The sequence below is a fragment of the Alcaligenes parafaecalis genome (assembly GCF_026344135.1).
Lineage (GTDB): Bacteria > Pseudomonadota > Gammaproteobacteria > Burkholderiales > Burkholderiaceae_B > Alcaligenes > Alcaligenes parafaecalis.
This window is the reverse complement of sequence record NZ_JAPKNA010000001.1, coordinates 705536-732030: the sequence shown is the minus strand read 5'-3', so window position 1 is coordinate 732030 and position 26495 is coordinate 705536. Positions and strand designations below refer to the sequence as shown.

The window sequence follows — 26495 nt, the reverse complement described above, 5'->3', positions numbered from 1 at the left end:
TTAGTAGTCCCTTCACCCTAGGGAAAAAGCGGGCAAATCTGTCTATAGAAAAGCTCGCTTTTCCCCCACCTGTGTATCAGGCTACAGGACGGTCCAGGCCCAGATGGCCACGCAGGGTTGCGTGCTCGTACTCATGGCGGAACAGGCCGCGTTTTTGTAGAACAGGAATCACTTGCTCGACAAAATCACTGATGCCGTTGGGCAAGGAAGGCGGCATCAAATTAAAGCCATCCGCCCCTTCATTGCGCCACCATTGCTCGATCTGGTCGGCAATGGATTCTGGCGTCCCGACCATCGTGCAATGTCCACCACCAGCCGCAATGCGACCCAGAAGTTGACGCACCGTCGGCTTTTCCATTTCGACGATACGCAGCATGGTGGCGTAACGTCCTTTGGGGCCTTTGAAGCTTTCCAACGGTGGCAGTGGCGGCACAGGCGCATCCAGCTCCCAGTTCATGCAGTCCTGACCGACAAACATGCCCAGTTGACGCAAGGACGTGTCGGCGGGCAAGAGCTCGTCCAGCTCGCGCTGTTTGCGACGTGCTTCTTCCATGGTAGAGCCGACATAGGTCACCAAACCGGGCATCACAGGCACATCCACGCCGCGGCCAGTTTCACGTACACGTCGTTTGATATCGCGGTAATAGGACTGGGCAGAGGGCAAGTCGTAAGCCACGGCGTAAATTGCCTCGGCTTTACGGGCGGCCAGATCCCGGCCTTGTTCAGACGCACCAGCCTGGAACAGCACGGGCTGACCTTGAGGCGAACGCGGCAAGGTCAAGGGGCCATCCACCAGGAAGTGATCACCTTTGTGCAGGATCTGGCGAACCTGATCAACCTTGGCGTAGTCGCCCTGTCTGTCCATCACCAAAGCGCTATCGCTCCAGGAGTCGAACAGTTGCAGTGCGGTATCAACAAACTCTTCCGCCCGCGCATAACGCCAGGCGTGATCGGGCATGGCTTCGTAACCGTGATTACGCGCCTCGGCATCAAACATGGAGGTCACCACATTCCAGCCCATCCGTCCCTTGGACACATGATCCAGCGAACACAACATGCGCGCTGCCACAAAGGGGGTATAGAAGGTACTGGAGACAGTGCTGATCAGGCCGATACGCTCGGTGGCTCGCGCCAGCGCGGCCATCATGGTCAAGGGTTCCAGAAACCAGCGCGGGCCGTCCGAAACATTATCGCTGGCCTGGCCATCCGCAAAGAAAATGGCATCCAGCTTGCCACGTTCCGCTATCTGGGCCAGTTCTTCGTAAAACCGTACATCGCCTAAACGCTCTACCTGCGAATCGGGATGACGCCATGCTGCTTTGTGATGCCCGCAGCCCATAATGAACAAATTGAAGTGCAACTGCCTCATCCGTTTTTCACCAATCCACCGTCAACTACCAAGTTCTGACCTGTCACTGCACGTGCCCACGGGCCTGCGAAAAACAGAGCCGCATCCGCAAATTCTTCTGGCGTGGTCACACGACGCAGCGGTGTGCTGGCGGCGATCAAATCAAAGACCGCTTCCGGTGTGGCCGAGGAGGCATCAGTAGTGCGCAACAAACCGCCGGAAATCATATTCACGGTGATCTGATCTGGCCCCAGATCGTGCGACAGGGTGCGTGTCATGGACAACAAGGCGGCTTTGGCCGCGGTGTAGTCGTGATACGGCACAACGGGGTTCTGGAACAGATTGGTGCCGATATTGATGATGCGGCCAAAACCGGCCTGCTTCATGCCGGGCAAGGCGGCTTGCGTGGTGTTCAAGGCGCCACCCACAATGCCTTCCAACTGCTGATTCAACTGTGCCCATGTCAGAGTATCAGCATGGGGACGGGCATCGCCGTTGAAAGAAAATTCAGGCAAAGCGTTATTGACGACTGTGGTGACAGGCTGGCCGAAATGCGTCTGGGCCTTGGCAAACAAAGCCTGCACCGAAGCCGCATCCGTCACATCCGCTTGTACGGCCAGACATTGCTGCGGGAACTCGTCCGCCAGCGCCTGGGCGGCTGCTTCACTTTTCAGGTAATTGATGACAACTTTGGCGCCTTGACGTGCAAAGGCGCGCACCAGGCAAGCCCCCAGGCCGCGTGCGCCGCCGGTGACCAGGACCAATTGTTGGGAGAGTTCCGAGACGTGTTCCACAGACATGACATTCCTTGCAAAAATTCGGCGAGGATGTCGGCCCAGTTCGGACGCAGGGCTATGGTTTCGGACATCCCTTCGCCAGTATGAGCTGGATCAGGTTCGACGGGTTTTATCTCAGCCCTTGCATGAAGGACACCCCGTGCCGCAGCCAGACCATAGCATAAATTGCAGCAAACCGTATTATTGACATTTGAAGGAAGCTCTCCTACTCTTCTAGCCTGTTCCTGGGGGAGTCCTTAACGGGCTGAGACTCCGCAATTGCTGCGGTAACCCTTAGAACCTGATCCGGATCATGCCGGCGAAGGGAAAGGAAACGCGGCCTGGCAGCCTGCCCGCACGTCTCTGTGTGGCGCATTCACAAGCTCACAGCCCCATTTCAATCCCTCCATTTTTCTGCGCCCTGTCTTGGCTCCCTGCCAACTGGGCCGGTTTGTGCCTGTTCAGCAGGCTTTTGGGGAGATCTCATGCTGGACCAAACCGCCACCCTTCTGTGGCTGATCGTTTTTTCTGCCGCTTTTTCCTTGGCCGGCGTGCTGTACGCCCGCCACTATAAAAACTCACTTGAAGACTTTGTAGTGGCCCGCAATAGTCAAAGCTCCGTCGCCACCATTCTGACTTTATTGGCTTCCTCGTTGGGCGCATGGATTCTGTTCTCGCCAGCCCAGGCGGCCACCTGGGGCGGTTTAAGCGCTGTCATTGGCTATGCCATTGGTTCCATGTCGCCTCGTCTGGCCATGATTCCGCTGGGCAAGCGCATGCGTGAATTGCTGCCACGCGGCCACAGCTTGAGCGAATTTGTGATCGCCCGCTACGGCCGTCCCATGTATGCGCTGACCCTGGTCATCATGCTGTTTTACATGTTCATCTCCATGACGGCTGAAATCACTGCCATGTCCAAGATGATCACCTTGATTGCCCCTATTCCTCTCTGGGTCACCGCCAGCATTGTGCTGTTGGCTACCCTGATCTATACCTCCTACGGCGGGCTGCGGGCCTCCATCTTTACCGACAAGGTACAGATGTTCGTGATCCTGCCCATGTTGTTCCTGATCGTGATGTTTGGCTGGCAAGCCGTTGGTGGCCCGGTACAGTTGTTTGACAGCGTGAAACTGGAAGCTCCGCGCCTGATTGAGCTGAGCGATCCCGTCGGTATCAAAGCTGGGCTCACCTTCTTTGTAGCCATCCTGCTGACCGGCCTGTTCCACCAAGGCAACTGGCAGCGTATTTATGCCGCCAAAGACACCAAATCCATGCGTCGAGGCTTTTTGCTGGGAGGCTTGTTTGTTGCCCCCTTCATCTTCCTGATGGGTTTATTTGGTCTGGCCTTTGTCGGTTTGGGCTCACCCGGTGACAGCTCCGTGGCCTTGTTCAATGTGATCTTGCCGCATGTGCCCGTCTGGTTCCTGGTGCTGCTGATTCCACTGGGCCTGTCGCTGGTCATGAGCAGTGCAGACACCGCCATCAGCGCCGTCTCCAGCCTGATAGCCGTGGACCTGGGCCGCATCATGCCGCATCGCAATACAGCCCAAATGATGAGCCTGTCCCGCTCCCTGATCTGGATTTGCTCCATCCCCGTACTCTATGCCTCGGCGCAGGGTTTCAGCGTGCTGTACTTGTTCCTGCTGGCCGACTTGCTATGCTCGGCAGCCGCCTTCCCGGTTTTCTTTGGTCTATACAGCCGCCGCTACGATGGCTTTACCGCCACGATCAGCACAATCGGTGGTCTGGTTGCCGGTCTGGCAGTATTTCCTCGCCCAAATGGGCCGATGGATTACTTGCTGGAGTCGTTCTTGCTGGCGGCCATTGTGCCAGTAATCATCAGCGTTTTGATCATGCCTTTGCGCCGTCATCTGCCCAAGTTTGATTTGGGCACCCTGGCCTCCTCGACCCGCGTGCTGGATTAAACCCCACGCCGCTGAATCAAGGCCAAAACAAAAACCCCGGTTTGCATGTCGCAAACCGGGGTTTTGTTTTTAAGGTGTCTCTACTGAAGGTTCCGCCTGTGTTTGCGGGATCTGCACAATAATCTCCACCCGTCGATTACTTGCCCGCCCTTGCGAGGTTTCATTGTCTCCCAAAGGCCGGGTATCGGCATAACCTACAGCACTCAACCGCGAGCTGCCTACACCATTGGCTTCCATATAACGCACCACGCTGCCTGCTCGTGCGCCTGACAGCTCCCAGTTCGAGGGATAGCGATAGCTGCGAATCGGCACCGAGTCCGTATGCCCTTCAATCACCACCGGATGTTGGGACTTTTGCAGCACAGCCGCCAATTGACGCAATACCGTCAAACCTTCCAGGCCCAGATCCGCGCCGCCAGACGTAAACAGAAGTTCGCTGTTAATGCGAAAGCTCACGGATTGATCGTTCATGACCACATCGATGCTGTCGCCCAAACCGTCCAGATCCAGACCATGACTGCCTTTCCCTTGGCCCTCACCCAAGCCTGAGTCCGGAAACAAACCCGCGCCTGCGGGCAACAATCCGCCCCCCTCTTTACCGGCTTGCGCCACCACAGCGGCCGCGCCCTGTCCCTGCCCTTGTGCTGCTGTTTGGGCTCGCTTGCCTGCAAAGGACAACATCACAATCATCAGGACCAGCAACAAGGTCATCATGTCCAGATAGGTGGTCAGCCAAGCCTCTTCCTCCTCTGGCACAGCCAGGCCTGGATCATTCCAGGGTCGGCTGCGGCGTCGGTTTCCCAGGTTGCTGGCCAGTTGCTGCTCGATCTTGGCGCCCCGAGCCTGCTCCAGTTCCTTTTGCAGGGATTTCTGGCGATCAGCCAGTTCCCCCAAGGTCAGGTCCTGTTCCATATTGCCCATGGGATCAACCTCGTTCCGGAGCCGGGTCCGCATCGTCATCACGGCCACCCCGGTCGTTGATCTCGTCCTGGTACTGAGCCATGAAAGAATTGAGCGTCTCGCGCATCAAGGCCGGGCCTCGGCGCTGGCTCATCATGGACACCCCTTGCATGATCATATTCATCAAGACCACGCGCTGTTCCGTACGACGCTCCAGCTTGACCGCCACCGGCTTGAACACCAGATTGGACAACAGCACACCGTAGAAAGTCGTCATCAGGGCCAGGGCCATTTGTTGACCAATAGACGTAATATCGCCATCGCCCAACAAGAACATCAAGTTGACCAAGCCGATCAGGGTGCCGACCATGCCAAAGGCCGGTGCAAAACTGGCCATCAAACGAAATAGCTGAGCTTCGGCATGTTCACGGGCCCGTAAGCGGCTGATACGCCATTGCAAGAGATCTTCAATATCTTCTTGCGGAGCCCGGTCAATGACCAGTTGAACGCCAGTTTTCAGAAAAGGATTAGCCACTTTTTCCAGCGCATCTTCAACCGCCCGGATATCGCCCATCATCCACAGTCGGGAGATGTTGATCAGCTCATCCATATCCTGCTGGGTGTACAGACGCTCGTTGCGCAAGACAGTACCGATCAAGCCAAAGATACGAACCACTTCGCTTAAGGGGTAGCTGATAAAGGTTGCCGCCAAGGTGCCCACCAGCACCACCGCCAGACTGGGCAGGTCCACAAACAAGGCAGGATTTTCTGCCGTAAAAAACAAGATCACGGCAAACAGCAGCACACTGGCTACGATGCCGATCAGAGTAGAGGGATTCATGCACAAGTCCTGGTTATGGGCCCGAAGGGCATCAGGACTACATATCGGCAGTTAGACGGGTTTCTTTAGGCCTAGAACTTGAGGTGGATCAACGACAAGCGAAATTAAATCGCTTATTGGAAAATCGTATTCGACTAGCGCTGGTAATTCACCCGTATGGAGGCTCGCACACGCACTGCCTCGGTGCTCCCGGCCCAGCTCCAAACTTCATGCTCCAGCACAAAGCCATGACGCGCATCCTGTCCTACAAAAGCGCGGGTACTGAGCACTGAACCATTCATGTCTACGCAGGAGCCACCCTGCAAGCAAAGGCGGCTTTTCAGAACGGCCCGCCCGTTATGGTCGTAGCTGATTTCGACCTTGCCAATAGTGCTGGCCTGCGCCCGTATCGCCTCTGGTGGCATAAAGCTTTGCTGAGTGCGTGGAGAACCAGTGGTGATGGCATCGCTAAGCTGCTCCCCATCCCATGCCAAGGACGCACTGTGTCCCATTGCAGGCACACTTCCCACAGACATAAAAATGAATAAGGAATTTAAAAAACTGTTTATAAAAACAGGTTTTTTATTATTTCGGAATTTCAATAAATACATAAACTGTGTTTTTATACAGATAAAAATAAGTTTCTTAATGATACCGCGCAGATATCTTAAATTTTTTTTAACTTTGAGCCGTAAGATACTAATATAAAGAGGATTTTTTCTGGTAGCATAAGCGCATAAATTCTATTCGCCCTTCTGTTTCTCGCCCTCCGGGAACTGAAAAATGCCTCAGACCAGAACAAATAAATTCATGCACCGTGCGCTATGTGTTTTATTTTTAGCGCCTTTTTCGATTTCGTCCCTGGCGCAAACCTTGGCTTTAGCTGAACCGTCCACGCTGGACGAAGCAACAGCCGCCATCAGCTATAACGTTCCGCATCTGGTTTTCGAGAAAAACCTGCAGCCCATCAGCTACAGCGAGAACGATAGCCGTCGCGCCCTGAACGCCCTGAAACACGACGCCCTGATCCAGCACGCCGCGCTACGTTCGGAAATTGCCTTTGTGCAAGATCTGGAATCGTCCACCGTGCTGTACCAGAAGAACAGTGACGCCGTACGCCCCATTGCCTCTATTTCCAAGCTGATGACGGCCCTGGTCGTGGCTGAGTCCGGCTTGCCTATGGACGAAGTGCTGGAGATCATCGACGAAGATGTGGACCGCGTCAAACATTCCAGCTCGCGTCTTAGCGTCGGCTCCAAACTGAGCCGAGCCGACATGATGCATCTGGCCCTGATGTCCTCGGAAAACCGTGCCGCCCATGCACTGGGTCGCAACTATCCCGGTGGCCTGCCCGCTTTTGTACGTGCCATGAACGACAAGGCGCGTGCTTTGGGTATGCGCAATACCCGTTTCGTGGAGCCCACCGGTTTGTCCAGCGATAACGTGGCCAGCCCGCGCGATCTGGTCAAACTGCTGACAGCCACCAGCCAACACGCCCGCATTCAGCAATACACCACCAACGATCAATACTCCGTACAACCGGTGCGCGGTCGCCAATTGGTCTTTAACAACACCAACCGTTTGGTGAAGAACGCGAACTGGGATATTCAGGTATCCAAAACCGGTTTCATCAATGAAGCCGGTGAATGTCTGGTGATGCTGACCAAGATCGAAGACCGGGAAGTGGCGATTGTGCTGCTGAATTCCTCCGGTCGTTATTCGCGTATTGGCGATGCCGTTCGTATTCGCGATCTGGTTGAAAAATCCAACGGTCTGGCCATGCTCTAAGCACTTTGCTTGCGCCTGAGCAGTCCTGGTCTTAAGCGCCCCAACACCCGGTCATCTGGCCCGGTTTTGGGGCGTTTTTACAGCCGTCTTATAACAATTACTGGCTGGCCTTGATCCTGAGTCCAGCACGATAAAAAGGCCCGCCCATGTCCCAGCTCAAACTGCTTGAAGACTTCGTTACGCTGGCACGCGCTGGCAGCTTTGTACGGGCGGCAGAACAGCGTCATGTCACGCACCCGGCCTTTGGACGTCGCATACGCGCTCTGGAAGCCTGGGTCGGAACGCCATTGGTGGAGCGCAGCAGCTTGCCCATCAGCCTGACACCGGAAGGTCAGGTGTTCTACAACACAGCAAACCAGGTGCTGGAGCAACTGAATCGCGTGCGGCGGCAACTACAAGCCTCGGATCAGGCCGGGCAAGGCTCTTTGCGTATCGCTACAGGCCGCAGCCTGGCTCGCACCTTGGTCACAGACTGGGTCAGCCGTCTTCAAAAAGGCAGCCAGGCACCTTTGTCTGCGCATGTCCCCATCGATATCAGCACTGGCATGATGGCTGATATGGCCAAGCTGCTGGCTCAAGGTAAAACAGACTTTCTGTGCTGCTATGAACACCCGGCTTTGTCCATCGAATTATTGGCCGAGCAAGTGACCTATATGACGATCGCCACCGACAAGCTGGTGCCCACCTGTCAGCGGCGCAAGAACGGCACTCCCTTGTATGAATTGAATGCCGATGGCGGTCGCAGCGTTCCCTTGATTTCTTATTCAGGTGGCCTGGCCATGGCTCGCATCCTGGGCGACAAGCTGCATCACTTCCCTTATCCCTTGGTCAGTACGGTGCGCTGTGATTCTCTGGATACCGCAATGGGTTCGGTGCTGAAAGGGATGGGCGTGGCCTGGTTGCCACTATCCATGATTGCCAATGAATGCCGTCGCGGCACGTTAGTGCAATTGGGCGGTAAAGGCGATGAGATTGCCTTTGAGGTGCGCCTGTATCGCTCCCGCGCCCAGCTCTCCGATCTGGCTGAATCCGTCTGGGCCTTCACTCAGCACAGTCGCTAAACAATCAAAACCACAAACAGCACGAAGATGTGCTGTAACGGCACATCACGATTCACCACAGCAGACACAATACCCTTTCATAACTAAGGATAAACAGGTCCGAAGCGCCCGCACTGGCCGCTTGCTGAAGACCTATCCATCGAACGGGGAGCACATCATGTCTTTTTCCATACCCAAGCGCGGACTGGTTCTGGCGGTTCTAGGCACCTGTAGCCTGCTGCAGGCCACGATCAGCCATGCAGACACCTATCCTTCACGCAACCTGACCCTGGTCGTGGGTTACCCCGCTGGCGGCAGCGTTGATTTAACCGCCCGTCTGCTGGCTGAACAACTCAGCAGCCGTTTAGGGCAAAGCGTTGTGGTTGAAAATGCAGGCGGTGCTGGCGGCACCATCGGCGCCCAACGCGTACAGCGTGCGGCAGCAGACGGCTACACCTTATTGCTGGGTTCCACCAACGAGATGATCATCGCGGGCATGATCAATAAGGCCGTGCGGTACGACGGGCAAAAGGACTTCACACCCATTGGCATGATTGCCTCCCAGCCCTTGCTGCTGGCAGCCTCCAAAGAATCCGGTATTCGCTCCGCCGCAGACTATGCCGAGAAACTGCGGGCCGCCAAACCTGAGGCCTTTAGTTTTGGTTCCTCCGGCGTAGGCACCACCCTGCACTTGGCCGGTGAAATGGTGAATGCCTCTACCGGCACTACCGCCATGCACGTGCCCTACCGGGGTGTACCACCACTGGTATCGGACTTGATGAGCGGACAGTTGGACACCGCCTACCTGGTCCTGTCCTCGGGCCTGTCACAAGCCCGAGCCGGTGCGATTGTGCCTTTGGGCATTACCGAAACCCATGCCTCCCCCGCTGCCCCGGAAATTCCACCGCTAGCAGACACTCCCGGCTTTGAAAAAGTCGATATCAACGTCTGGTTTGGTTTGTATGCTCCCAAAGGGCTGCCAGAATCCGTCGCCACGACCTTGCGTCAAGCATTGGACAGCAGTCTGGAGTCCCCCACCTTGCAAGAGAAAATGCAATCCAATGGCGCAACGCTGTACGCCCCCGGCATGAACGCAGCGGAGTTTCAGGCTAAAGAGGTCGAGAAATACGCCCGTCTGGTCGAACTGGCCAAACTGCAAGCCGAATAAAGTACATGCGCCCCGGCCTGTGGCTGGGGCGATGGAGTCATCACCATGCAATTCTCCCTTTCTTTCCCTGACATTTCCCAAGAGCGTCAGGGCAATACCGGCGTTCCTGGCGTTTGGTGTCTGGACTCTGGCAAACCTGGCCGCAATGTCATGATCAGCGCCTTGATACACGGCAATGAGCTGTGCGGCGCCTGGGCCTTGAAAACCCTGCTAGCCAGTCAATTACAGCCACGTCGAGGCAAGTTGATTCTGGCCTTTTGCAATCTGGACGCTTTTGACCGTTTTGATCCTGCGCAGCACGATGCCAGCCGCTATGTGGACGAGGACATGAACCGTGTCTGGAGTGATCAGAAACTGTCCCTACAGCAAACACGGGAACAAGTCCGCGCCCAGGCTATTTTGCCGTGGCTGGAGCAGGCCGACTGGCTCCTGGACCTGCACTCCATGCATGAACCCAGCGCCCCCTTGTTGCTGACCGGTCCTTTGCCACGCAATATCGAACTGGCCCGAACTCTGGGAGCCCCCGAGCATGTGATTGTGGATACCGGCCATAAAGATGGCGTACGCATGCGCGATTACGGCCGCTTTGCGGACCCGAAGGCCCATGAGGCTTGTTCCCTGCTTCTGGAGTGCGGCTTTCATGGCGACCCCGATACACCCGACATCGCCCTGGATTTGATAGCCCGTTTCCTGCTGGCCTCAGAGATTGTCGATGCCACAGACTTGCCCCCAGCCTGGCGTCGGGCCGACCCCGATCAGCAACGTATTCTGCAAGTCACCCATGCCCTGGTCGCCCCCTCCATGCAGGTCAGCTTCACCGAGAGCTGGCAGGGGCTGGAGACCTTGCCCAAAGCTGGCAGCACAATAGGCCATGCCGATGGCCAGCCATTGCTAACCCCCTACGATAACTGCACCTTGGTGATGCCCTCTCTGCGTCAACTTCGCCCTGGTGTCACCGTGGTGCGTCTGGCTCAGGACTATTCATCCACTTAAGCGCTTACTCGCCATTCAGGTAGGTTCTATCCTGGCCTCAAGGTCTTCGATACAGTCATGGATCAGGCGTGCTTTCACCGTGATGCGACTATACCAAGTCACTATTAGTATTCTCAATAGCGAGAAAAAAAACGGAACTTGGCGGCTCTTTGGCTACCAAAGCCTACATAGCCATCCTACAATCGGCACATGTGCATCGCTTATATCGCCGTCGGAGTTAATGCAGATTGGCCGCTGATTATTGCCGCCAATCGCGACGAATATCATGCTCGCCCCAGCCAGGCTGCCAAGCCCTGGCAAGACGAGCCTGACATTCTGGCGGGTCGAGATCTGCTGGCCGGAGGAACTTGGCTAGGCTTGACGCAAAACCGCGGACGTTTGGCCCTGCTCACCAATTATCGGGAAATCCCCGGCAGCAAAACCGGTCAGCAGCGCTCTCGCGGAGAGTTGATCCCGCAGTTTTTGCGCGATGAGCGCTCTCCCAAAGATTATCTTGAACAGCTAGCCCTGCAAGGGGCCGACTACGCAGGCTTTAATCTGTTTGTGCTGCAGTGGCCCACGGGCGACCAGCCCTTGCGTCTGGGCTATTACAGCAACCGTCATCCCGACGGCAGCCCACACATTCTTGAGCCGGGCGTGCATGTCTTGAGCAATGCCTGGCTCAACACACCCTGGCCCAAAAGCCTGTTCCTGAAAGAAACCCTGCAGGCACAGCATTTTGATGGCTCAGAACCCGCTTTTGAAAGTTTGTTTCAGGGTTTGCGCAATCAGGAAGTCGCCCCCGATACAGATCTGCCCAAGACTGGTTTAAGCCTGGAGCACGAACGCCTGTTAAGCAGCCCGTTTATTGTCAGCCCCGATTACGGCACCCGCTGCACCACCGTGATTGCGATTAATCAGCAGGGGCAAGGTCTGCTGCGCGAGCGCAGTTTCAATGCCGATGCCCAGGTAAGCCGTCAGCATGATTGGCCGGTGTCCTGGCCAAATTTTCATCCCTGCGCGGTCCCCAAAAACGTCCATAACAGCAACAGGGCCATTGATGGCCCGCTTAGCCACCCTACCTCCAGCAAGGAAATCTCATGAGTCCTCGTCTTTCATTGATCGGCATTGCCATGTCGCTGGCCTTATTGAGCAGCCCCATTGTGCATGCCCAGGAACTGCCACCCAGCCAATACTACGGCTCGACCGAGTACATCAGCGGCGGCATAGGCAGCGATGAAGCCCAACTGTTTCGCATGGTGCGCAACACCTTTCCCCTATCGGTGAACTTCTCCGCCAATCAAGGCGAACGTGTGGGCTATATCTCGGATGTGCAGCTAGTGATCCGCAGCAGCACCGACCAAACCGTCCTGAACAGCCTGATCGACGGCCCATACTGCCTGGTCCGCTTGTCCCCCGGCAATTACAAGGTGTTTGCCACCTACCAGGGCCAAACCCAGGAGCGCCAGGCCTCTATCGTCGAAGGCCAGTCGCGCGAGCTGAACTTTACCTGGAAGTAGGATAGTTACGTTGATAGGTATCCAGGCCCATGGCCTGGATCTGCTCTTCAATCAAATGCTCGAAAGGCCGTAACAAGGGGCTGAAATCTCGCCCTGGCTCCATGATCTGCATGACACGGACAATGGCCTCCAAGGTCGACACCGCCTGCGGGTCCGGTGCTTTACGCAGCCGATAACGCGAGGCCTCCCCTTTAGGCAGCACCCAGCGCGGCACAGTCTGCAAGACCGGATTGCTATGCAAAATAAGGCGAGCCTTGCGCCAGGTACCATCGGGCACCACAATCAAATCCGGCTTTTCTCCCTGGGGCTTCGCCCCCGCCACCTGGGCCTCTGGCCCCGGAAACAAGAGCACCGGCTGACGGGCTTGGGCCAGACGCGCGTCCAGATCCTCAAAACACTCCCCCACCCAGAGTTCCGTTCCCTGCAAGCCCAGATACGCCAGACGCGCCGTATTCAGCGCATGCCGGGCTTCGGAATGATGCTGCAGAATCAATACGGGACAAGCTGCTTCAATTGAAGGAATCAAAGGACACAGACAACGCGCTAGCGGGCGCTGACACTGTTCGCAACGACCAGGGCGGGAAGGAGTAGAAGAATTCATGCAGAGGCGCCAAACAGAAGGCCACAGTATATAAAAGATCCTCTTTGAAACAGATGCCCAGTTTGCTCCCAAACAAATTTACTGTATATTTATACAGCAACAGGAGCAAGCACATGGCCAACCCACTTCGTTCCCTTTTAGACCTCCATCCTTCGCTTTGGACAGGCAAACATTATGCCCATACCGCAGGCTCCTGCTTGCCCAGCGGCTTTGATGCGCTGGATGCCCAGTTACCCGGTGGGGGGTGGCCTGTAGGCAGTCTTATCGAGCTTCAGGCCCCCTTAAATAGCAGCGCCTTGTCTTTGTTGCTGCCCGTCTTGAACACCTTGCAGGCGGAGCGTTTGCGCATTCTGGTGGCACCGCCTTATCAGCCTGTGCAGCAGCTTTGGCGCGGTACTCCAGCAAGCCAGCACCCTCCATCCCAGGAAGGCAACGCGCCCGCCCGCCTGCTTTGGATACGTAGCCAACACCTGAACGACACCTTGTGGGCCAGTGCCCAGGCCTTGCGTCATGGGCACTGTGCAGCCGTACTGACCTGGTTACCTGCCCATGTCCCTTTGGCTTCCTTGCGCCAATTACAGCTTTTGGCCAGTCACAGTGACAGCCTGTTTTTTTGCTTGCGCCCTAACCACAGCCAATCCAATAGTCCGGCCTCTTTACGTCTGGAATTACAAACACGACAAGACAGCCAAGGGCAGCCCTGGCTGGATGTTCATATCCGCAAACGGCGTGGGCCGCCGTGCATGGATAGCATTGCTTTGGCGCTTCACCACACTTTGATGCCGCCTGCGGCTATCCCGTCCCATGTACCTGTGCCTGCGCCTACCCCAGAACCTGCTTACGCCTGAGGGTAGCTCCGAACAGCAGGATGGGATTCAGGCGGTGTTACTGCGCTACAGCCCTCAACTGGCACGGATTCAAGCCGATTTATGGGTATTGAACATCAATGCCAGCATCCGGCTGTTTGGGGGGGTACGCAGCCTGTACAGAAGCATCCAGGCTGATCTGCAAGCCTTTATCCTGACGCCGCGTCTGGCCCTGGCTCCCACCGCCCGAGCCGCCTGTCTGCTGGCCTTATCCACGCGTCCGCAACGGCGTTGCTGGCGGCGCTTGCACACCTGCCTGAATCCTTTACCTATCCATTTGCTGGCTCCACCTGCCGACCAATTGCAGTGGCTAGACAATCTGGGCTGTCATACCTTGGGCCAATTGCATCAATTGCCTCGTGACGGTCTGTCTCAACGCGGTCTGCGCCCGCTGTTATTGCAACTGGATCAAGCCTACGGCACACAAAGCTGGACCCTGAATTGGGTACACGCGGCTCCACACTTTACACATCGCCTTGAACTGGATACCCCATCCAATAACAAAACGGCCGTATTACGCAGTGTGAACCGGATGCTGAACAAGCTGGAGGGCTGGCTAAATCAATACCAGCTCGCCTGCGGACGGCTAGAACTGGTACTGCACACCGAACGATATAAAGACTCCCCCACCGCCACGTCGTTAGAACTACAAATGGCTCGATCTTGCTGGCGCAGCCAGGATTTTCTACCTGTGTGGCAGGAACAATTTCAGCAACTGCACTTGCAGGCAGCAGTGCAAAGCCTGGTGTTGACAGCACAACAACTGCACCCGCGCCAAACCCATGCCAGCAGCCTGTTTCCAGACGCCCGCCACTGGCAAGAGCAAGACCAGCAACTTCTGGAACGCTTGCAGGCCAGGCTGGGAGCCGAGCAGATTCTGACCCCTGCCGCTCAAGCCAGCTATCTGCCCGAGCAAGCAAACCGATGGTTAGCCTTGCAAGCCGACCCGCCTGACTGCGCACTTGCCCCCACCTTGCAACGTCCCTGCTGGATGCTGGACCCGGCTCAGCCTTTGCAACACGACCATCAATCTCCTTGCCTGGACAATCAGCGCCTGCGCTTGATGCAAGGCCCGGAACGAGTACAGACGGCGTGGTGGAGTGGCTCCGGGCATCAACAACGGGACTACTTTATTGCCCAATGTCCGCAAGGACGGCTGTATTGGGTATATCGGGATTTAAGCCAGGAACACGCGTGGTATCTGCACGGAGTCTTTGGATGAACCCCATCGATCTGCTGTATTCCGAGCTGGACTGCCTGTCCAACTACAGTTTTTTGAATGGTGCTTCCCACCCTGAAGAGCTGATCAGCCGTGCGGTAGAGCTGGGCTATAAGGCATTGGCTTTATGTGATTACGCCTCCATGGCCGGGGTTGTCCGCGCCTATGCCCAGGCCAAGCTGCACCCGGAGATTCGGTTTCTGGTGGGCAGTCGCTTTCGGTTTACGGGGACTTGGGAAACCACGGCAACACACACCAAGAACATCGATACAGATACCTGCGACGACACACTGGCCCACGAACTCCTGATACTGCCCCGCAATAAAGAGGGCTACGGCAATCTGTGCCAATTCATCTCTCATTTGCATCAGTCGCTGGATTTGAAACAGGAGGCCTGCATTGACTGGTCTTTTTTGCAGCAGGCCAGTCCAAGCGAACTCAATCAGGTTTTGCCAGACTGTCTGGTCATTTACAAACCCGCTTATGGCTTGAGCAGCACACACATTCAACATCAGGCCCAGCGCCTGTTGGAACTATTTCCCGATCGTCTGTTTTTAGGTGTCAGCCTGCACCGGCGCGATCAGGACATGCACCATTTACGTGCCGTTCGTCTGGCTTCGCAAGCCTGTGGTTTACGTTGTGCGGCCTTGGGGGGTGTCCATATGCATATACGCTCCCGCCAGCCTTTGCACGACACGCTGGCGGCGATACGGTTAAAAACACCAGTACAGGAATGCGGCTGGTCTCTGGCCAGCAATGCCGAGCATCATCTACGCAGCCGTTTTCAGCTAGCCAATTTATACCCGGCCGATCTGCGTGAGACGACCGACCTCATTCAGAACCTGTGCCAGTTTTCCTTAAGTGAAATCAAATACGAATACCCGATCGAGATTGTTCCGCCGGGGATGAGTGGCATCGATTACCTGCGTCAGGAAACCGCGCGCGGGGCGCAAGTTCGTTACCCCAAAGGCGTCAGCGCCAGTTTGCACAAGCGGCTACAAGAGGAGTTAAGCCTGATTGAAGATTTGGGCTATGAGTCTTATTTCCTGACCTTGCACGATATCGTCAGCTATGCACGCAGCCAGGGAATTCTGTGTCAGGGCCGGGGCTCGGCAGCCAACTCTGCGGTGTGTTATTGCCTGGGCATTACCGAGGTCGACCCGGCCAGCAGCCATACGCTGTTTGCCCGTTTTATCAGTCGTGCACGAGCCGAGCCACCGGATATTGATGTGGACTTCGAGCACCAGCGCCGCGAAGAAGTCATCCAATACATTTATCGCAAATATGGTCGTCAACGGGCAGCCTTGACGGCCGTCATCACCACCTATCGGCGACGCAGTGCCTTGCGCGATACGGGTAAAGCGCTAGGTATTCCTCAGGCCCTGATCGAGGCCTTGATTCAATGCGATCGGGCCTGGCTTAAAGACAGCCATATCCAGGATGAAGTCCTGTCACGCTTTCCAGAATGCCCGCCGGAGCAGGCCCATCAATGGCTATCTCTGACTCGTCAATTGATGGGCTTCCCGCGCCACCTGTCCCAACACCCGGGCGGTTTTGTGATTTCACAAACGCCCCTGAACCGATTGGTGCCTATTCAACATGCCGCCATGCCCGGGCGCAGTGTCGTGCAATGGGACAAGGACGATCTGGATGTGTTGGGTCTGTTGAAAGTCGATATTCTGGCTTTGGGCATGCTCAGTGCCTTGCGCCGTTGTCTGGACAGCATCAGCCAGCAAAAGGGCGAACCGTTCCACTTGCAGGACATTCCCTTACAGAGCTCTAAAACCTTTCGGATGATACGGCGGGCCGACACCATAGGCGTGTTCCAGATCGAGTCTCGCGCCCAGATGAGCATGCTGCCGCGTCTGCGTCCCGAGTGCTTTTATGACTTGGTCGTACAAGTGGCAATTGTGCGCCCCGGACCCATTCAAGGTGGCATGGTGCATCCCTATCTGGAACGTCGCCGCGATCACAGCAAAGTCGACTACCCCGCCCCCGAAATCCGTCATGTGCTGGAACGTACTTTGGGCGTGCCTATCTTTCAGGAACAAGCCATGGAATTGGCCATGGAGGCCGCCGGTTTCTCGGCGGACAAAGCCGATGCCTTGCGTCGGGCCATGGCTGCCTGGCGTCGTCGGGGTGGTTTAGGGCCTTTCGAGCAAGAGCTGCTGGATGGCATGGCCGCCAAAGGCTATGCACCGGAGTTCGCCCAGCGTTTGTTTGATCAGATCAGCGGCTTTGGAGAATACGGCTTCCCCGAAAGTCATTCGGCCAGCTTTGCCAAACTGGCCTGGTTCAGTGCCTACCTGAAAGCACGTTATCCCGATCATTTTCTGGCTGCCCTGCTCAACTCCCAGCCTATGGGCTTTTACGGCCCCAGTCAGTTGGTCCAGGATGCACGCCGTCACGGCGTACACGTGCTGCCGGTGGATGTGCAATACAGCAGGTTCGACAGCCATGTGTGTTCAGAACCCGGCAGCCCTCGTCAGGTGCGCCTGGGCCTGCATATGGTCAAGGGTTTAAGCGAGCATGGCGCACAAGCCATCGTTAGCTACCGGCAAACCCACCCGGAGCAAACATTGGATCTGGCCTGCTTGCGCCAGGAACTAGCCCTGTCAGCCCACGACCAGCAAGCATTGGCACAAGCCCATGCCTTGCGTAGCGCCTATCGCCAACGCCGCCAGAGCGTCTGGGATGCAAGACGTCCCAGTCAGCCGGGTTTGCTCAGTCATGCTGAAACGCCAGACACTACACCGACCTTGGCGCGTGCCAGCCTGGGCGTAGAAGTACTTAGCGATTATCAGGCGGTAGGACTTAGCCTGAACCACCACCCCTTGGCATTACTACGTACGCAACTGGAGCCGATGCGCTTTTTAACAGCCGAACACTTGAACCAGCATTGTCCTGATCGGCGTCTGGCGCGGGCTTGTGGCTTGGTCACCACCCGCCAACGCCCCGGCACAGCTAAAGGAACCGTCTTTGTGACCTTGGAAGATGAAACTGGCAGTGTGAATGTCATTGTGCGAGAAGAGCTGGCACAGGAACAATCCCAGGCCTTGCTGCAATCCCGTTTGCTGGGCGTGTATGGCATCTGGCAACGCGACGGGGCCGTCTGCCATCTGATTGCCCGCCGTCTGGTGACGATGAATCATCTGATTGGGGACTTGGTCGCCCGCAGCCGGGATTTTCAATAGCAGGCTCCCCTTCTACTGCCCGTCACAAAATTCTCATCTCGGATTTTTCCCGACCCCCGCGCTGCGTTAAACTAGCGCTTTGCCCGTTCAACCAGGAACCACCATGAGTCAAACACTCAAAACCCGTTTAGCTGAAGATATTAAAACGGCGATGCGCGCTCGCGACAGCGGACGCCTGGAGACCTTGCGTTTTCTGCAAGCTGCGATCAAACAACGCGAAGTGGACGAACGTATCGAGATGGGCGATGCCGAAGTAACTAGCATCATCGAAAAGCAGGTAAAACAACGCCGCGAATCCATTCAGGCTTTTGAATCGGCAGGCCGCACAGAAAGCGCCGACAAAGAAAAATCTGAATTGCAGATTCTGCAGGAGTACTTGCCTCAGCAAGCCGATAGCGCAGAAGTGGATGCCGCCATTGCTGATGCCATTGCCCAGGCTCAAGCCGATGGCGCGCAAGGCCCTGCCTTGATGGGTAAAGTCATGGGTTTGGTGAAAACCAAGCTGGCAGGCCGTGCCGATATGTCCATGGTTTCTGCGCAAGTAAAGCAAAAACTGAACCCATGAAGCATTTGCAGGCCGAACTGGCGCAGCCCAAACAGGATTTTTTCGGCACTCATATCCCTCTGATGCAGCACCTGGGCCTGCAAACCGTCAGCAGCACCGAGCAGGAAGTGATCACCTTTCTGCCCTGGCAAGCCTGTAATGCCAACTCCCGTGCCGATGTGCACGGGGGAACCTTGATGGCCATTCTGGACTTTACCCTGAGCGCCGCCGCACGGGCTCAACGCCCTGGCTCGGGCATGGCCACCATAGACATGAACTCGCAGTTTCTATTGCCTGCGCGTAGCGATGTCTGGTTCAAGGCCAAATGCCTGTATCTGGAGGGTGATACGGCCTATTGCGAAGGTGGTGGCTACGACGAGAAAGATCGCTTGCTGGTGAAAGCTGCCGCAACCTTTCGGGTTGTACGCGGCAGTTAACTTTAAGGCCTTAATGCGCCTGCAAATCCTCACCCACAGGCTGATCCCATTCCGGGTTGGACTTCAAGAACGGATAGTCCGTATAGCCTTTAGGTCCTTGGGTATAGAAGGAGCCGCAATCCCAGCCATTCAAGGGGGCGCGTAGCTGCAAACGCAAGGGCAAATCCGGGTTAGACAAAAAAGCCTTACCGAACGACACGGCGTCTGCCATGCCTTTGGATAAAGTGGTCTGTGCCGTGGGCAAATCAAAATGTTCGTTGGCAATAATCGCACCACCAAACTGGCACTTGATCATGGGCAACAAGCTGTCTGAGGCCGGGCTTTCACGCAAGAACAAGAAGGCGATATCGCGTCGGTCCAGTTCACAAGCCACGTAGGAGAACAAACGGGCCGGATCGGAATCCTTCATGCCATGCAAGCCACCGCGTGGGGACAAATGCACACCAACTCGACCAGCACCCCAAATGGCGACACAGGCATCCACAATTTCCAAGAGGAAACGCGCCCGGTTTTCAATCGAGCCGCCATACACATCCGTGCGCGTGTTGGAGCCATCATGCAAAAACTGGTCGATCAGATACCCATTGGCACCGTGTATCTCCACCCCATCAAAGCCTGCACTTAAGGCGTTCTGAGCGGCAACGGCGAAATCGTCGACGATGTCGGCAATTTCTTCGCTGCGCAAGGCACGCGGCACCACAAAGGCACGCTCCGGGCTTAAATGGCTGACCGTGCCCTCACAGGCAATCGCACTGGGGGCTACCGGTATTTGTCCATTCAGAAATTCCGGGTCAGAGACACGCCCAACATGCCATAACTGCAAGACAATACGGCCGCCCTTGGCGTGTACGGCCTCGGTAATCGTGCGCCAGGCATCAACCTGCGCACTGCTCCAAATGCCCGGCGTGTGTGCATAGCCCACACCTTGCGGCGAAACCGAGGTGGCTTCGGCTACAATCAGCCCCGCACTGGCCCGCTGACAATAGTACATACGCATCAAATCATTGGGCATACGGCCCTCCGAGGCGCGCGCGCGTGTCATGGGCGCCATGATGATGCGGTTCATGAGCTCAATATCGCCCAGTTTGATTGGATCAAACAAACTAACCATTGTTTTACACTGTCCACTATTGATGTTTCCGCCAGGGCCAGAACGACACGCGCCCAAGGGAATACCCGATAAGGGTTTTTACCAGATATGTCTTTATACCATCAACGCTTAATTTGGCTTGAAATTGTTTCAAGCATCAAACGGATCAAATAAGCCATGGCACAGTTCGCCGTTATAGGATTAGGCCGCTTCGGTTCGGCCTGCGCCCTGGAACTCATGAAAATGGGCCACTCCGTGCTGGGCGTGGATACCAATCCCAAATTGGTCAACAAATATGCGGACCAATTAAACCGCGCCGTTATTGCTGATGTCACTGACCGCCAGGCTCTGGAAGAGCTGGGGCTGGACAATTATGACGTAGTTCTGGTTGCGATTGGGGCAGATATTGAATCCTGCCTGGTCTGTGTCGTACACCTGAAAAGTTTTGGTGTCCCCACCATCTGGGCCAAAGCCATTTCCCACACCCAGCATTTGATTCTGGCCAAAATCGGCGTGAACCGAATTATTCACCCTGAAGAAGAAATGGGCATACGGGTGGCGCAAATGCTGAGCTACCCCATGGTCAACGACTATATCAGTCTGGGTAATGGCGATTATGTGGTGGAAGTGACAGCCAGCGACAATATGAATGGCCAGACCATCAAAGACGTGCTGCGCGAACAAATGGACGATGTGCAGGTCTTGCTGGTCAAACGTCGTGGGCAAACCACCATACAGCCGGACCCGGATTTTGCCCTGCACGCCAAAGACTTGCTGATCCTGCTGGGACAATTGCAAGCACTACGCACTGCCGCCCCCAAACTGGTCTGATGTATGCGCAATTGGCTGCCAAATAGTCTGACCCGCCGTCTTGAGGTCAACCCCCATACCCGCACCTTAAGTGCCAGCCCTCCACTGGTTCTGGCCTTGGGCTTTATGGCCCTGATTGTGCTGGGTGCTATTTTGCTAAGCCTGCCACAAGCGGCTGAACAGCGGCTGGGAATTTTCCAGGCCTTGTTCATGGCGACTTCGGCCGTTACCGTGACGGGTCTGGCCGTCATTGACCCCGCCACGGATTTGACGCATTTTGGGCAGATTGTGCTGGCACTGCTGGTGCAGATTGGCGGCATGGGCTTTGTGACCTTTGCCGTCATTGCCGCCATCACCATGCACAAACGTATCAGCGTCAGCCAACAGGCGCTGGCGCTGGAAGCCTTTAATCAAACCAGCGTTTCGCGTATCCGCAGCACAGCGTTCCAGGTCTTCAAGATTGCAGCCCTGATCGAACTGATCGCCGCCGCCATCCTGTTTCTACGCTGGACCATTGATTTGCCCTGGACCACCGCGCTCTACCGCGCCCTGTTCCATGCAGTGACCGCCTTCAATAATGCAGGCTTTTCGCTCTTCCATGACTCACTCATCCCCATTTCCGGGGATTTTGTCTCGGTCATGACCTTGTCGGGCCTGATTATTCTGGGTGGGATCGGCTTTACCGTCCTGGCCGATGTGGGTCAGAAAAAACGCTGGCAAACCCTTTTGCCCTACACCAAGCTGATTCTGATCGGCACCCTGATTCTGAACCTGATCGGCTTTAGCAGCCTGTGGGCCCTGGAGTTCAGCAACCCGAAAACCCTGGGCATGCTGGGCGTAGGCGATCAGGCCCTGGCCGCCTGGATGCAAAATGCGGCCACTCGCACGGCCGGGTTCACCACCATGGACATTGCCAGCCTGCGCGATAGTACCCAACTCACCCTGATTGTGCTGATGCTGATTGGCGGCGGCTCGCTCAGTACGGCCAGCGGTATCAAAATCGGCACCTTGATTGTGTTGCTGGCGGCGGTACGTTCCTATATCCGTCAACGCGAAGAAGTGGTCTTGATGGAGCGCAGCGTCGCCCCCGAAACCGTCCAGAAAGCCCTGGCTCTGTTCCTGATTACCGGCGCTCTGTATTTCATCAGCGTCTTGCTGCTGACCTTGTTTGAAGACATGCCCATTACCAGCCTGCTGTTTGAAGCCGCCTCAGCCTTGAGCACCACCGGTATGAGCCACGGTATTACCCACAAGCTCTCTACACCCAGCCAGATCCTGATCATGGTCTTGATGTTTGCAGGCCGACTGGGCCCCCTGACCCTGATTTACTCCCTGGCCACCCGCAAGCGCAGCCGCATACGCTACCCGGAAGGCAACTTTCAAGTCGGGTAAACCTGTGGCTAAACCACAGATATACAAGAAGTTTTAAGAAAACCGACTATTGTCATTGAATTTTGGTATGGTTAACGGATGTAAACATCGAACAACTACAGATCAGGACGCAGGCTTATGGATCACCGGAAGATGGCTACCTTAACCAAGCGCGCTGGAACGGGTCTTAGCGCGCTGTGTCGGGAACTGACCAGCCGTGGTATCAGTTATCACCCCCTGGTAGAGATGTACCAAAGTCAAATGGCTGTTATTGGTTTGCTCAGCGACGAAGTCGTCGCCCTGCGCAAAGAGCTGGATGATCTGAAAAAAGTAGTTAAAAAAAACGGCCAATGAGCCGTTTCTTTTTTGCCTGCCACTTGGGCATAAGCTTAACCCCCGCTCACCTTTATCGAACCTGCTCTGTTCACACCCATGATTGCTACCCTGCCCCGTTTTTGGCTGTGCGCCGCCTTGGCCTTATGCTCTGCCTCTGCCTACAGTCAAAACGATCGGGTTCTGTCCACGCAAAAACAACCTGCTGCACCTCGCAGCATTCCCCCTATTCCTCCTGCGGCTCCCGTGCTGAACTACGGGACCGTCTTGTTCACGCCCGACTATCAGGGCGTGCGCCTGCATACCTACCTGGATCAATGGCATAGCCAGACCACACTGGATACGGGGGCCACACCGGCTCGTCAGGACAATCTGTTTATCGTCCTGCACTACCGCTATACCAATACGACAACACGCCCGCTGAACCCGCAAATCCACAAACCACGCCTGTTTCTGGCGGACTCATCAGGTCAGAAAGTGGCCCCCAATCAACGAGCCACGCAGGATTATCGCTACGCCCATGATCTGGACACGGTAGGCTCGGACAAGATCAATCCATCGGTCAGCGTGTCAGATGTCGCCGTGTTTGAGATCAGCCCTGCCTTGTTTGATCCCGAGCGCTGGAGTGTTGTCATTCAGGAAGGGCAAGCCATTCGTATTCCTTTGCGCTTTATTCCTGAAAAGTCCCCAAAAAACACGGAATAAACTGATTTAGCGTCCAAACTGTGCCAATAAATGAAGAAACTCTGTACACAGACAAGCCCGTCTTATAAGCAGGCATGAAATAATACGGACGCGTATAAGCGAAATTTATTAATAAAGCTCCCTCTTCCCCGAAGTCCGGAGCAAGGAAACAAGATTGCGTCATACCCCTGTCCGGATCAGTGCGACCCTCATCGTTGCCAGCGTATTGCTCTTGCTGGTCTTGAGATCACTGTCTACCAGCCCCGACCCCGGTCCCGAATTGATCCAGGTAGAAGGCGGCTCCTTTATGGCCGGAAATTTTCAGGTTCCCATGCGCGCCCCGGATGGCGAGCAGTCGGTGCAATGGGTCGCGCAGCCCGACCAGGCGGCTCTGGCCCCCTATCCGGTCGAGGTCAACGCTTTTTCCATCATGAAAAAAGAAGCCAGCAACGCGCTGTATGACCGTTTTCTAAAACAAAGCAAACGCCCTGCCCGCTGGCAACCCGTCAAAGGGGATGGAGAACAGCCCGCCAATATGCCTTACGACGAAGCCGAAGCTTTTTGCGTCTGGCTGGGCGAACACAGCAGCCTGGATATGCGCCTGCCAACCGAAGCTGAATGGGAATACGCCGCACGCAGCCGTGGTCAGCCTCTGCCTTGGGCCACTGATAACGGTCAATGGCAAGCAGGCCGAAACTTGCCCACCCAAAGCAGTGAGGCCGACAAAAACAATACCGGTGCCTTCCCGCCCAACCCCTTGGGCATACAAGATATGGCCAGCGGACTGCATGAATGGGTTATTTCCGACCCGGCACGCGATCCAGCCCATATCCGTATTTTCAAAGGCGGCAGCGATGAGGCCAACTCCTCACGCAACACCATCCCCACACGTGGGATTGTGTTCCCTTTGTCCGAGGCAAGCATAGAAGCCAAGCCCGAACTGGCCCGCCTGCTTGGTCGTCCTGCTGGCACCGTCTACGTCCAGAATGCTACGGCGCGTTGTGTTGCGCCCTTGAAATCGAACGGTACGCCACCACTGCCCACCGCGCCAAACACCATCCTGCCACCGGTTTTTGATGATGTGGTGGACAAACCCCAAGTTCAGGGTGCTACCTCACAAGGCTAGGCATTCTGCTTCGCCCATTGCGCTGGCATTACCCATAACAACCATCGGCATTGTCGCCATGCTGTCCCAAACACACTGGCAATATTGACTGGCAAGCGCCGTCTATGGCCCGTCCAACGGTTTCTGGATTGCTGTCGGTGGCGGTGCCGCGGCCTTGCTCACGATTGCGAGCGGATACAAACATCTTTCCAGTGTCTCGGTACGACAAGCATCCACAACCTGATGATGTTTAAGCAAGCCGCATTCAATAAAGACTACACAATCCCCGGCGGCAAGCCGCTGGTACAGACAGCGACCACCTTGGCATCATCCACGCTGGTAGACAGGTAGATATGTCCAATGCCGCTGTCAAAATACGCAGACTCATGGGCATCCAGAAACAGGGTTTCGCCCGTCTCAAATTGAATGGCGATAGAGCCGGACAGCACAATCACAAACTCTTGTCCGGCATGACGGATATAGTCGTCAAACTCGCTGGCATCGCGTGAGTCAATCACGGCCAGAATCGGGTTCATGTGCTTGCCGCTCAACTCGCCAAACAGCAAACCGTACTCGTAGTTACGGGTGGCATAGCCTGGAGTAGCGGTTGATTTGTGGCTGGAAATGCCCACTTCCGTAGTGGGCAAAGGCTGGGCGGTTTCCCCATCCGGGACAGCGAACAGGGAGCCCACTTCTATATTCAAGGCGCGGGCCAGCACCACAAACTTTTCATAGCTTAAGGTGACCTGCCCCAGCTCTGCTTTGGAAATAGTAGAAAGCGCCAAGCCGGTTTTTTCAGACAACTGCTTGAGAGTCTGTTTTTGATTATGTCGGGCTTGGCGCAGGCGGGTTCCTACCTGTTCCTTGCTGAGCAGTTCATTACGTAGCATTCCTGGATTGTAAGCGGCGCAAACGGAACCAGGCAATCAGAATCCAGGCCATCAACACGAAGCCCAGGTAGCCGAAAAACGGGTATACCGTGCCGACCAGATTGATGAAACCGATCTTGGCTCCCACCAATCCCAGGCCCCCGGCAATGGCCGTTCCAATATTGAATTTGCGCGTATTGGGCGGCAGGATACGAGCCGAGAAGGAATACAAAACCCCCACTGATGTCGTCAGAATCATGGCAAAAATCACCACTGACATAATGGTCCCCAAGAGCTTGGATTGCTCGGTCGCCAACATCAACATGGGCAAGGCAGCCGAGCCAATGGTGTCAATACGGCCAAACACACCGGCGCTGATCAGCACAATCAAAAAGCCCAGCAACAAGCCCCCCACCAGACCACCCAGCAAAGCATTGCGGCGGGATGTGGCTTGTGCGCCTGCAATCATCAGAAACGGAGCACCCACCACCATGTTGTAGGACACATAGAGCAAAGCGCCAACCAACCAATGGCCCGCCCCCTGTGGTTTGGTATGGGCAATCACATCCAGCTCCTGCAAGGGCAAATCCCGCGTATTCCAACTATAAATACACAGAAAAATCACCATCAGAACCAGAATGGGTGTGACGCTTCCAATAAAGGCCATCACCCGGTCAACGCGCAAGAACACGATCAACACAGTAATCAACATCACCGCAATGCTGCCGTATTCTGCCGGAACACCCCACTGTTGCTCCATCAGCGAGCCGCCCCCTGCAAACATCACTACGGCAATGGCATACATGAAGAACGTAATCATGATGTCGACCACCACGCCCAGGCGTGGACCACAAATCAGATACAAACCTTCTTTAAACGAATGCGACACCGACACCTGGCTTAGCTCCCCCACCGCCATGCCCAGCACCGTAAAACACAGACCACTGACCACCCCTCCCAGCAAGCCCCAGTACCCAAAGCTGCTGAAAAACTGCAATATCTCTTGTCCTGATGCAAAGCCGGCCCCCACCACCACACCGACAAAGGCCATCGCAATGCCCAGGATATTTTTTATATTCGACATGCTTTCTCCTCCGGGAGATCAAAGTGCTGCT

27 protein-coding genes and 2 riboswitches are annotated in these 26495 nt (G+C 55.7%); of the genes, 17 read left to right on the top strand and 10 right to left on the bottom strand.

Features of this window, described 5'->3' with window-relative positions; all coding sequences use genetic code 11:
- Positions 1-76: 76 nt before the first annotated feature.
- Positions 77-1369, bottom strand: a complete 1293-nt coding sequence (locus tag OSH09_RS03415) for an LLM class flavin-dependent oxidoreductase (protein WP_266120162.1) — start codon at positions 1367-1369, stop codon at positions 77-79.
- Entirely contained in the window at positions 1366-2148 is a 783-nt protein-coding gene (locus tag OSH09_RS03410) for a 3-oxoacyl-ACP reductase (protein ID WP_266120161.1), read from the bottom strand. Before OSH09_RS03410 ends, OSH09_RS03415 begins: the two co-directional genes overlap by 4 nt.
- Positions 2149-2198: 50 nt before the next feature.
- Positions 2199-2295: riboswitch (TPP riboswitch) on the bottom strand.
- 66 nt (positions 2296-2361) lie between these two features.
- A riboswitch (TPP riboswitch) is annotated at positions 2362-2470 on the top strand.
- A 139-nt stretch (positions 2471-2609) separates the two neighbouring features.
- Between OSH09_RS03410 and OSH09_RS03405 the strand changes: the two genes are divergently transcribed.
- On the top strand, positions 2610-4049 hold the full coding sequence (locus OSH09_RS03405) for a sodium:solute symporter family protein (RefSeq protein ID WP_266120160.1): 1440 nt from the start codon (positions 2610-2612) through the stop codon (positions 4047-4049).
- A gap of 69 nt (positions 4050-4118) precedes the next feature.
- On the opposite strand, the gene OSH09_RS03400 is transcribed toward OSH09_RS03405, so the two are convergent.
- The 3 genes from OSH09_RS03400 to OSH09_RS03390 form a co-directional block, all read right to left on the bottom strand.
- Positions 4119-4970: an OmpA/MotB family protein gene (locus tag OSH09_RS03400; protein WP_266120159.1), complete on the bottom strand. Its 852-nt coding sequence runs from the start codon at positions 4968-4970 to the stop codon at positions 4119-4121.
- Between the two features lie 4 nt (positions 4971-4974).
- On the bottom strand, positions 4975-5790 hold the full coding sequence (locus tag OSH09_RS03395) for a motility protein A (protein ID WP_083053549.1): 816 nt from the start codon (positions 5788-5790) through the stop codon (positions 4975-4977).
- Positions 5791-5924: 134 nt separating this feature from the next.
- Positions 5925-6281, bottom strand: a complete 357-nt coding sequence (locus OSH09_RS03390; protein ID WP_243430268.1) for a flagellar protein FlhE — start codon at positions 6279-6281, stop codon at positions 5925-5927.
- 361 nt (positions 6282-6642) lie between these two features.
- Here OSH09_RS03390 and pbpG point away from each other — a divergent pair, with 361 nt between their 5' ends.
- From pbpG to OSH09_RS03360, 6 genes are all read left to right on the top strand, one after another.
- Entirely contained in the window at positions 6643-7557 is a 915-nt protein-coding gene (pbpG, locus tag OSH09_RS03385) for a D-alanyl-D-alanine endopeptidase (protein ID WP_323178704.1), read from the top strand.
- A 146-nt stretch (positions 7558-7703) separates the two neighbouring features.
- The gene (locus OSH09_RS03380; protein WP_266120158.1) at positions 7704-8618 is read left to right on the top strand and encodes a LysR family transcriptional regulator; all 915 of its coding nucleotides are present in this window, start codon (positions 7704-7706) and stop codon (positions 8616-8618) included.
- 157 nt (positions 8619-8775) lie between these two features.
- Entirely contained in the window at positions 8776-9765 is a 990-nt protein-coding gene (locus OSH09_RS03375; protein ID WP_266120157.1) for a Bug family tripartite tricarboxylate transporter substrate binding protein, read from the top strand.
- A gap of 45 nt (positions 9766-9810) precedes the next feature.
- Positions 9811-10758, top strand: a complete 948-nt coding sequence (locus OSH09_RS03370) for a M14 family metallopeptidase (protein WP_266120156.1) — start codon at positions 9811-9813, stop codon at positions 10756-10758.
- 189 nt (positions 10759-10947) lie between these two features.
- On the top strand, positions 10948-11841 hold the full coding sequence (locus OSH09_RS03365) for an NRDE family protein (protein WP_266120155.1): 894 nt from the start codon (positions 10948-10950) through the stop codon (positions 11839-11841).
- Positions 11838-12257, top strand: coding sequence for a carboxypeptidase-like regulatory domain-containing protein (locus OSH09_RS03360; protein WP_207874709.1), 420 nt, complete (start codon positions 11838-11840; stop codon positions 12255-12257). The genes OSH09_RS03365 and OSH09_RS03360 overlap by 4 nt, the downstream gene beginning before the upstream one ends.
- Here the strand turns inward: OSH09_RS03360 and OSH09_RS03355 are convergent.
- Positions 12244-12858 (bottom strand): tRNA-uridine aminocarboxypropyltransferase, encoded by a 615-nt coding sequence (locus tag OSH09_RS03355; RefSeq protein ID WP_266120154.1) that lies wholly within the window; start codon positions 12856-12858, stop codon positions 12244-12246. The genes OSH09_RS03360 and OSH09_RS03355 overlap by 14 nt on opposite strands.
- Before the next feature lie 113 nt (positions 12859-12971).
- On the opposite strand from OSH09_RS03355, the gene imuA reads away from it, so the two are divergent.
- The 5 genes from imuA (at position 12972) to OSH09_RS03330 (ending at position 19118) form a co-directional block, all read left to right on the top strand.
- Positions 12972-13706, top strand: a complete 735-nt coding sequence (gene imuA, locus OSH09_RS03350; RefSeq protein ID WP_266120153.1) for a translesion DNA synthesis-associated protein ImuA — start codon at positions 12972-12974, stop codon at positions 13704-13706.
- Positions 13663-14946, top strand: coding sequence for a Y-family DNA polymerase (locus tag OSH09_RS03345; RefSeq protein WP_266120152.1), 1284 nt, complete (start codon positions 13663-13665; stop codon positions 14944-14946). Before imuA ends, OSH09_RS03345 begins: the two co-directional genes overlap by 44 nt.
- Positions 14943-18137: an error-prone DNA polymerase gene (locus OSH09_RS03340; protein WP_266120151.1), complete on the top strand. Its 3195-nt coding sequence runs from the start codon at positions 14943-14945 to the stop codon at positions 18135-18137. Before OSH09_RS03345 ends, OSH09_RS03340 begins: the two co-directional genes overlap by 4 nt.
- Before the next feature lie 103 nt (positions 18138-18240).
- Positions 18241-18702, top strand: a complete 462-nt coding sequence (locus OSH09_RS03335) for a GatB/YqeY domain-containing protein (protein WP_207874694.1) — start codon at positions 18241-18243, stop codon at positions 18700-18702.
- Positions 18699-19118, top strand: coding sequence for a PaaI family thioesterase (locus tag OSH09_RS03330; protein WP_222668115.1), 420 nt, complete (start codon positions 18699-18701; stop codon positions 19116-19118). Before OSH09_RS03335 ends, OSH09_RS03330 begins: the two co-directional genes overlap by 4 nt.
- A gap of 10 nt (positions 19119-19128) precedes the next feature.
- On the opposite strand, the gene OSH09_RS03325 is transcribed toward OSH09_RS03330, so the two are convergent.
- Entirely contained in the window at positions 19129-20229 is a 1101-nt protein-coding gene (locus tag OSH09_RS03325; RefSeq protein WP_266120150.1) for an alkene reductase, read from the bottom strand.
- A 156-nt stretch (positions 20230-20385) separates the two neighbouring features.
- Here OSH09_RS03325 and OSH09_RS03320 point away from each other — a divergent pair, with 156 nt between their 5' ends.
- The 5 genes from OSH09_RS03320 to OSH09_RS03300 all read left to right on the top strand — a co-directional run bounded on the left by OSH09_RS03320 (position 20386) and on the right by OSH09_RS03300 (position 24532).
- Positions 20386-21039 carry a potassium channel family protein gene (locus OSH09_RS03320; RefSeq protein WP_207874685.1) on the top strand — a complete coding sequence of 218 codons (654 nt, stop codon included), beginning with the start codon at positions 20386-20388 and terminating at the stop codon, positions 21037-21039.
- A 3-nt stretch (positions 21040-21042) separates the two neighbouring features.
- Positions 21043-22410, top strand: coding sequence for a TrkH family potassium uptake protein (locus OSH09_RS03315; protein ID WP_207874682.1), 1368 nt, complete (start codon positions 21043-21045; stop codon positions 22408-22410).
- 132 nt (positions 22411-22542) lie between these two features.
- Positions 22543-22743, top strand: a complete 201-nt coding sequence (locus OSH09_RS03310) for a hypothetical protein (protein ID WP_222668118.1) — start codon at positions 22543-22545, stop codon at positions 22741-22743.
- Between the two features lie 78 nt (positions 22744-22821).
- Complete coding sequence (locus OSH09_RS03305) at positions 22822-23427, top strand: hypothetical protein (RefSeq protein WP_266120149.1); 606 nt, start codon at positions 22822-22824, stop codon at positions 23425-23427.
- Positions 23428-23581: 154 nt separating this feature from the next.
- Positions 23582-24532 carry a formylglycine-generating enzyme family protein gene (locus OSH09_RS03300; protein WP_266120148.1) on the top strand — a complete coding sequence of 317 codons (951 nt, stop codon included), beginning with the start codon at positions 23582-23584 and terminating at the stop codon, positions 24530-24532.
- A gap of 28 nt (positions 24533-24560) precedes the next feature.
- On the opposite strand, the gene OSH09_RS03295 is transcribed toward OSH09_RS03300, so the two are convergent.
- From OSH09_RS03295 to OSH09_RS03285, 3 genes are all read right to left on the bottom strand, one after another.
- Positions 24561-24716 (bottom strand): hypothetical protein, encoded by a 156-nt coding sequence (locus OSH09_RS03295; RefSeq protein WP_207874670.1) that lies wholly within the window; start codon positions 24714-24716, stop codon positions 24561-24563.
- Positions 24717-24786: 70 nt separating this feature from the next.
- Positions 24787-25401, bottom strand: coding sequence for a helix-turn-helix domain-containing protein (locus OSH09_RS03290; RefSeq protein WP_207874667.1), 615 nt, complete (start codon positions 25399-25401; stop codon positions 24787-24789).
- Complete coding sequence (locus tag OSH09_RS03285) at positions 25391-26464, bottom strand: YkvI family membrane protein (RefSeq protein WP_266120147.1); 1074 nt, start codon at positions 26462-26464, stop codon at positions 25391-25393. The genes OSH09_RS03290 and OSH09_RS03285 overlap by 11 nt, the downstream gene beginning before the upstream one ends.
- Positions 26465-26495: the final 31 nt, after the last annotated feature.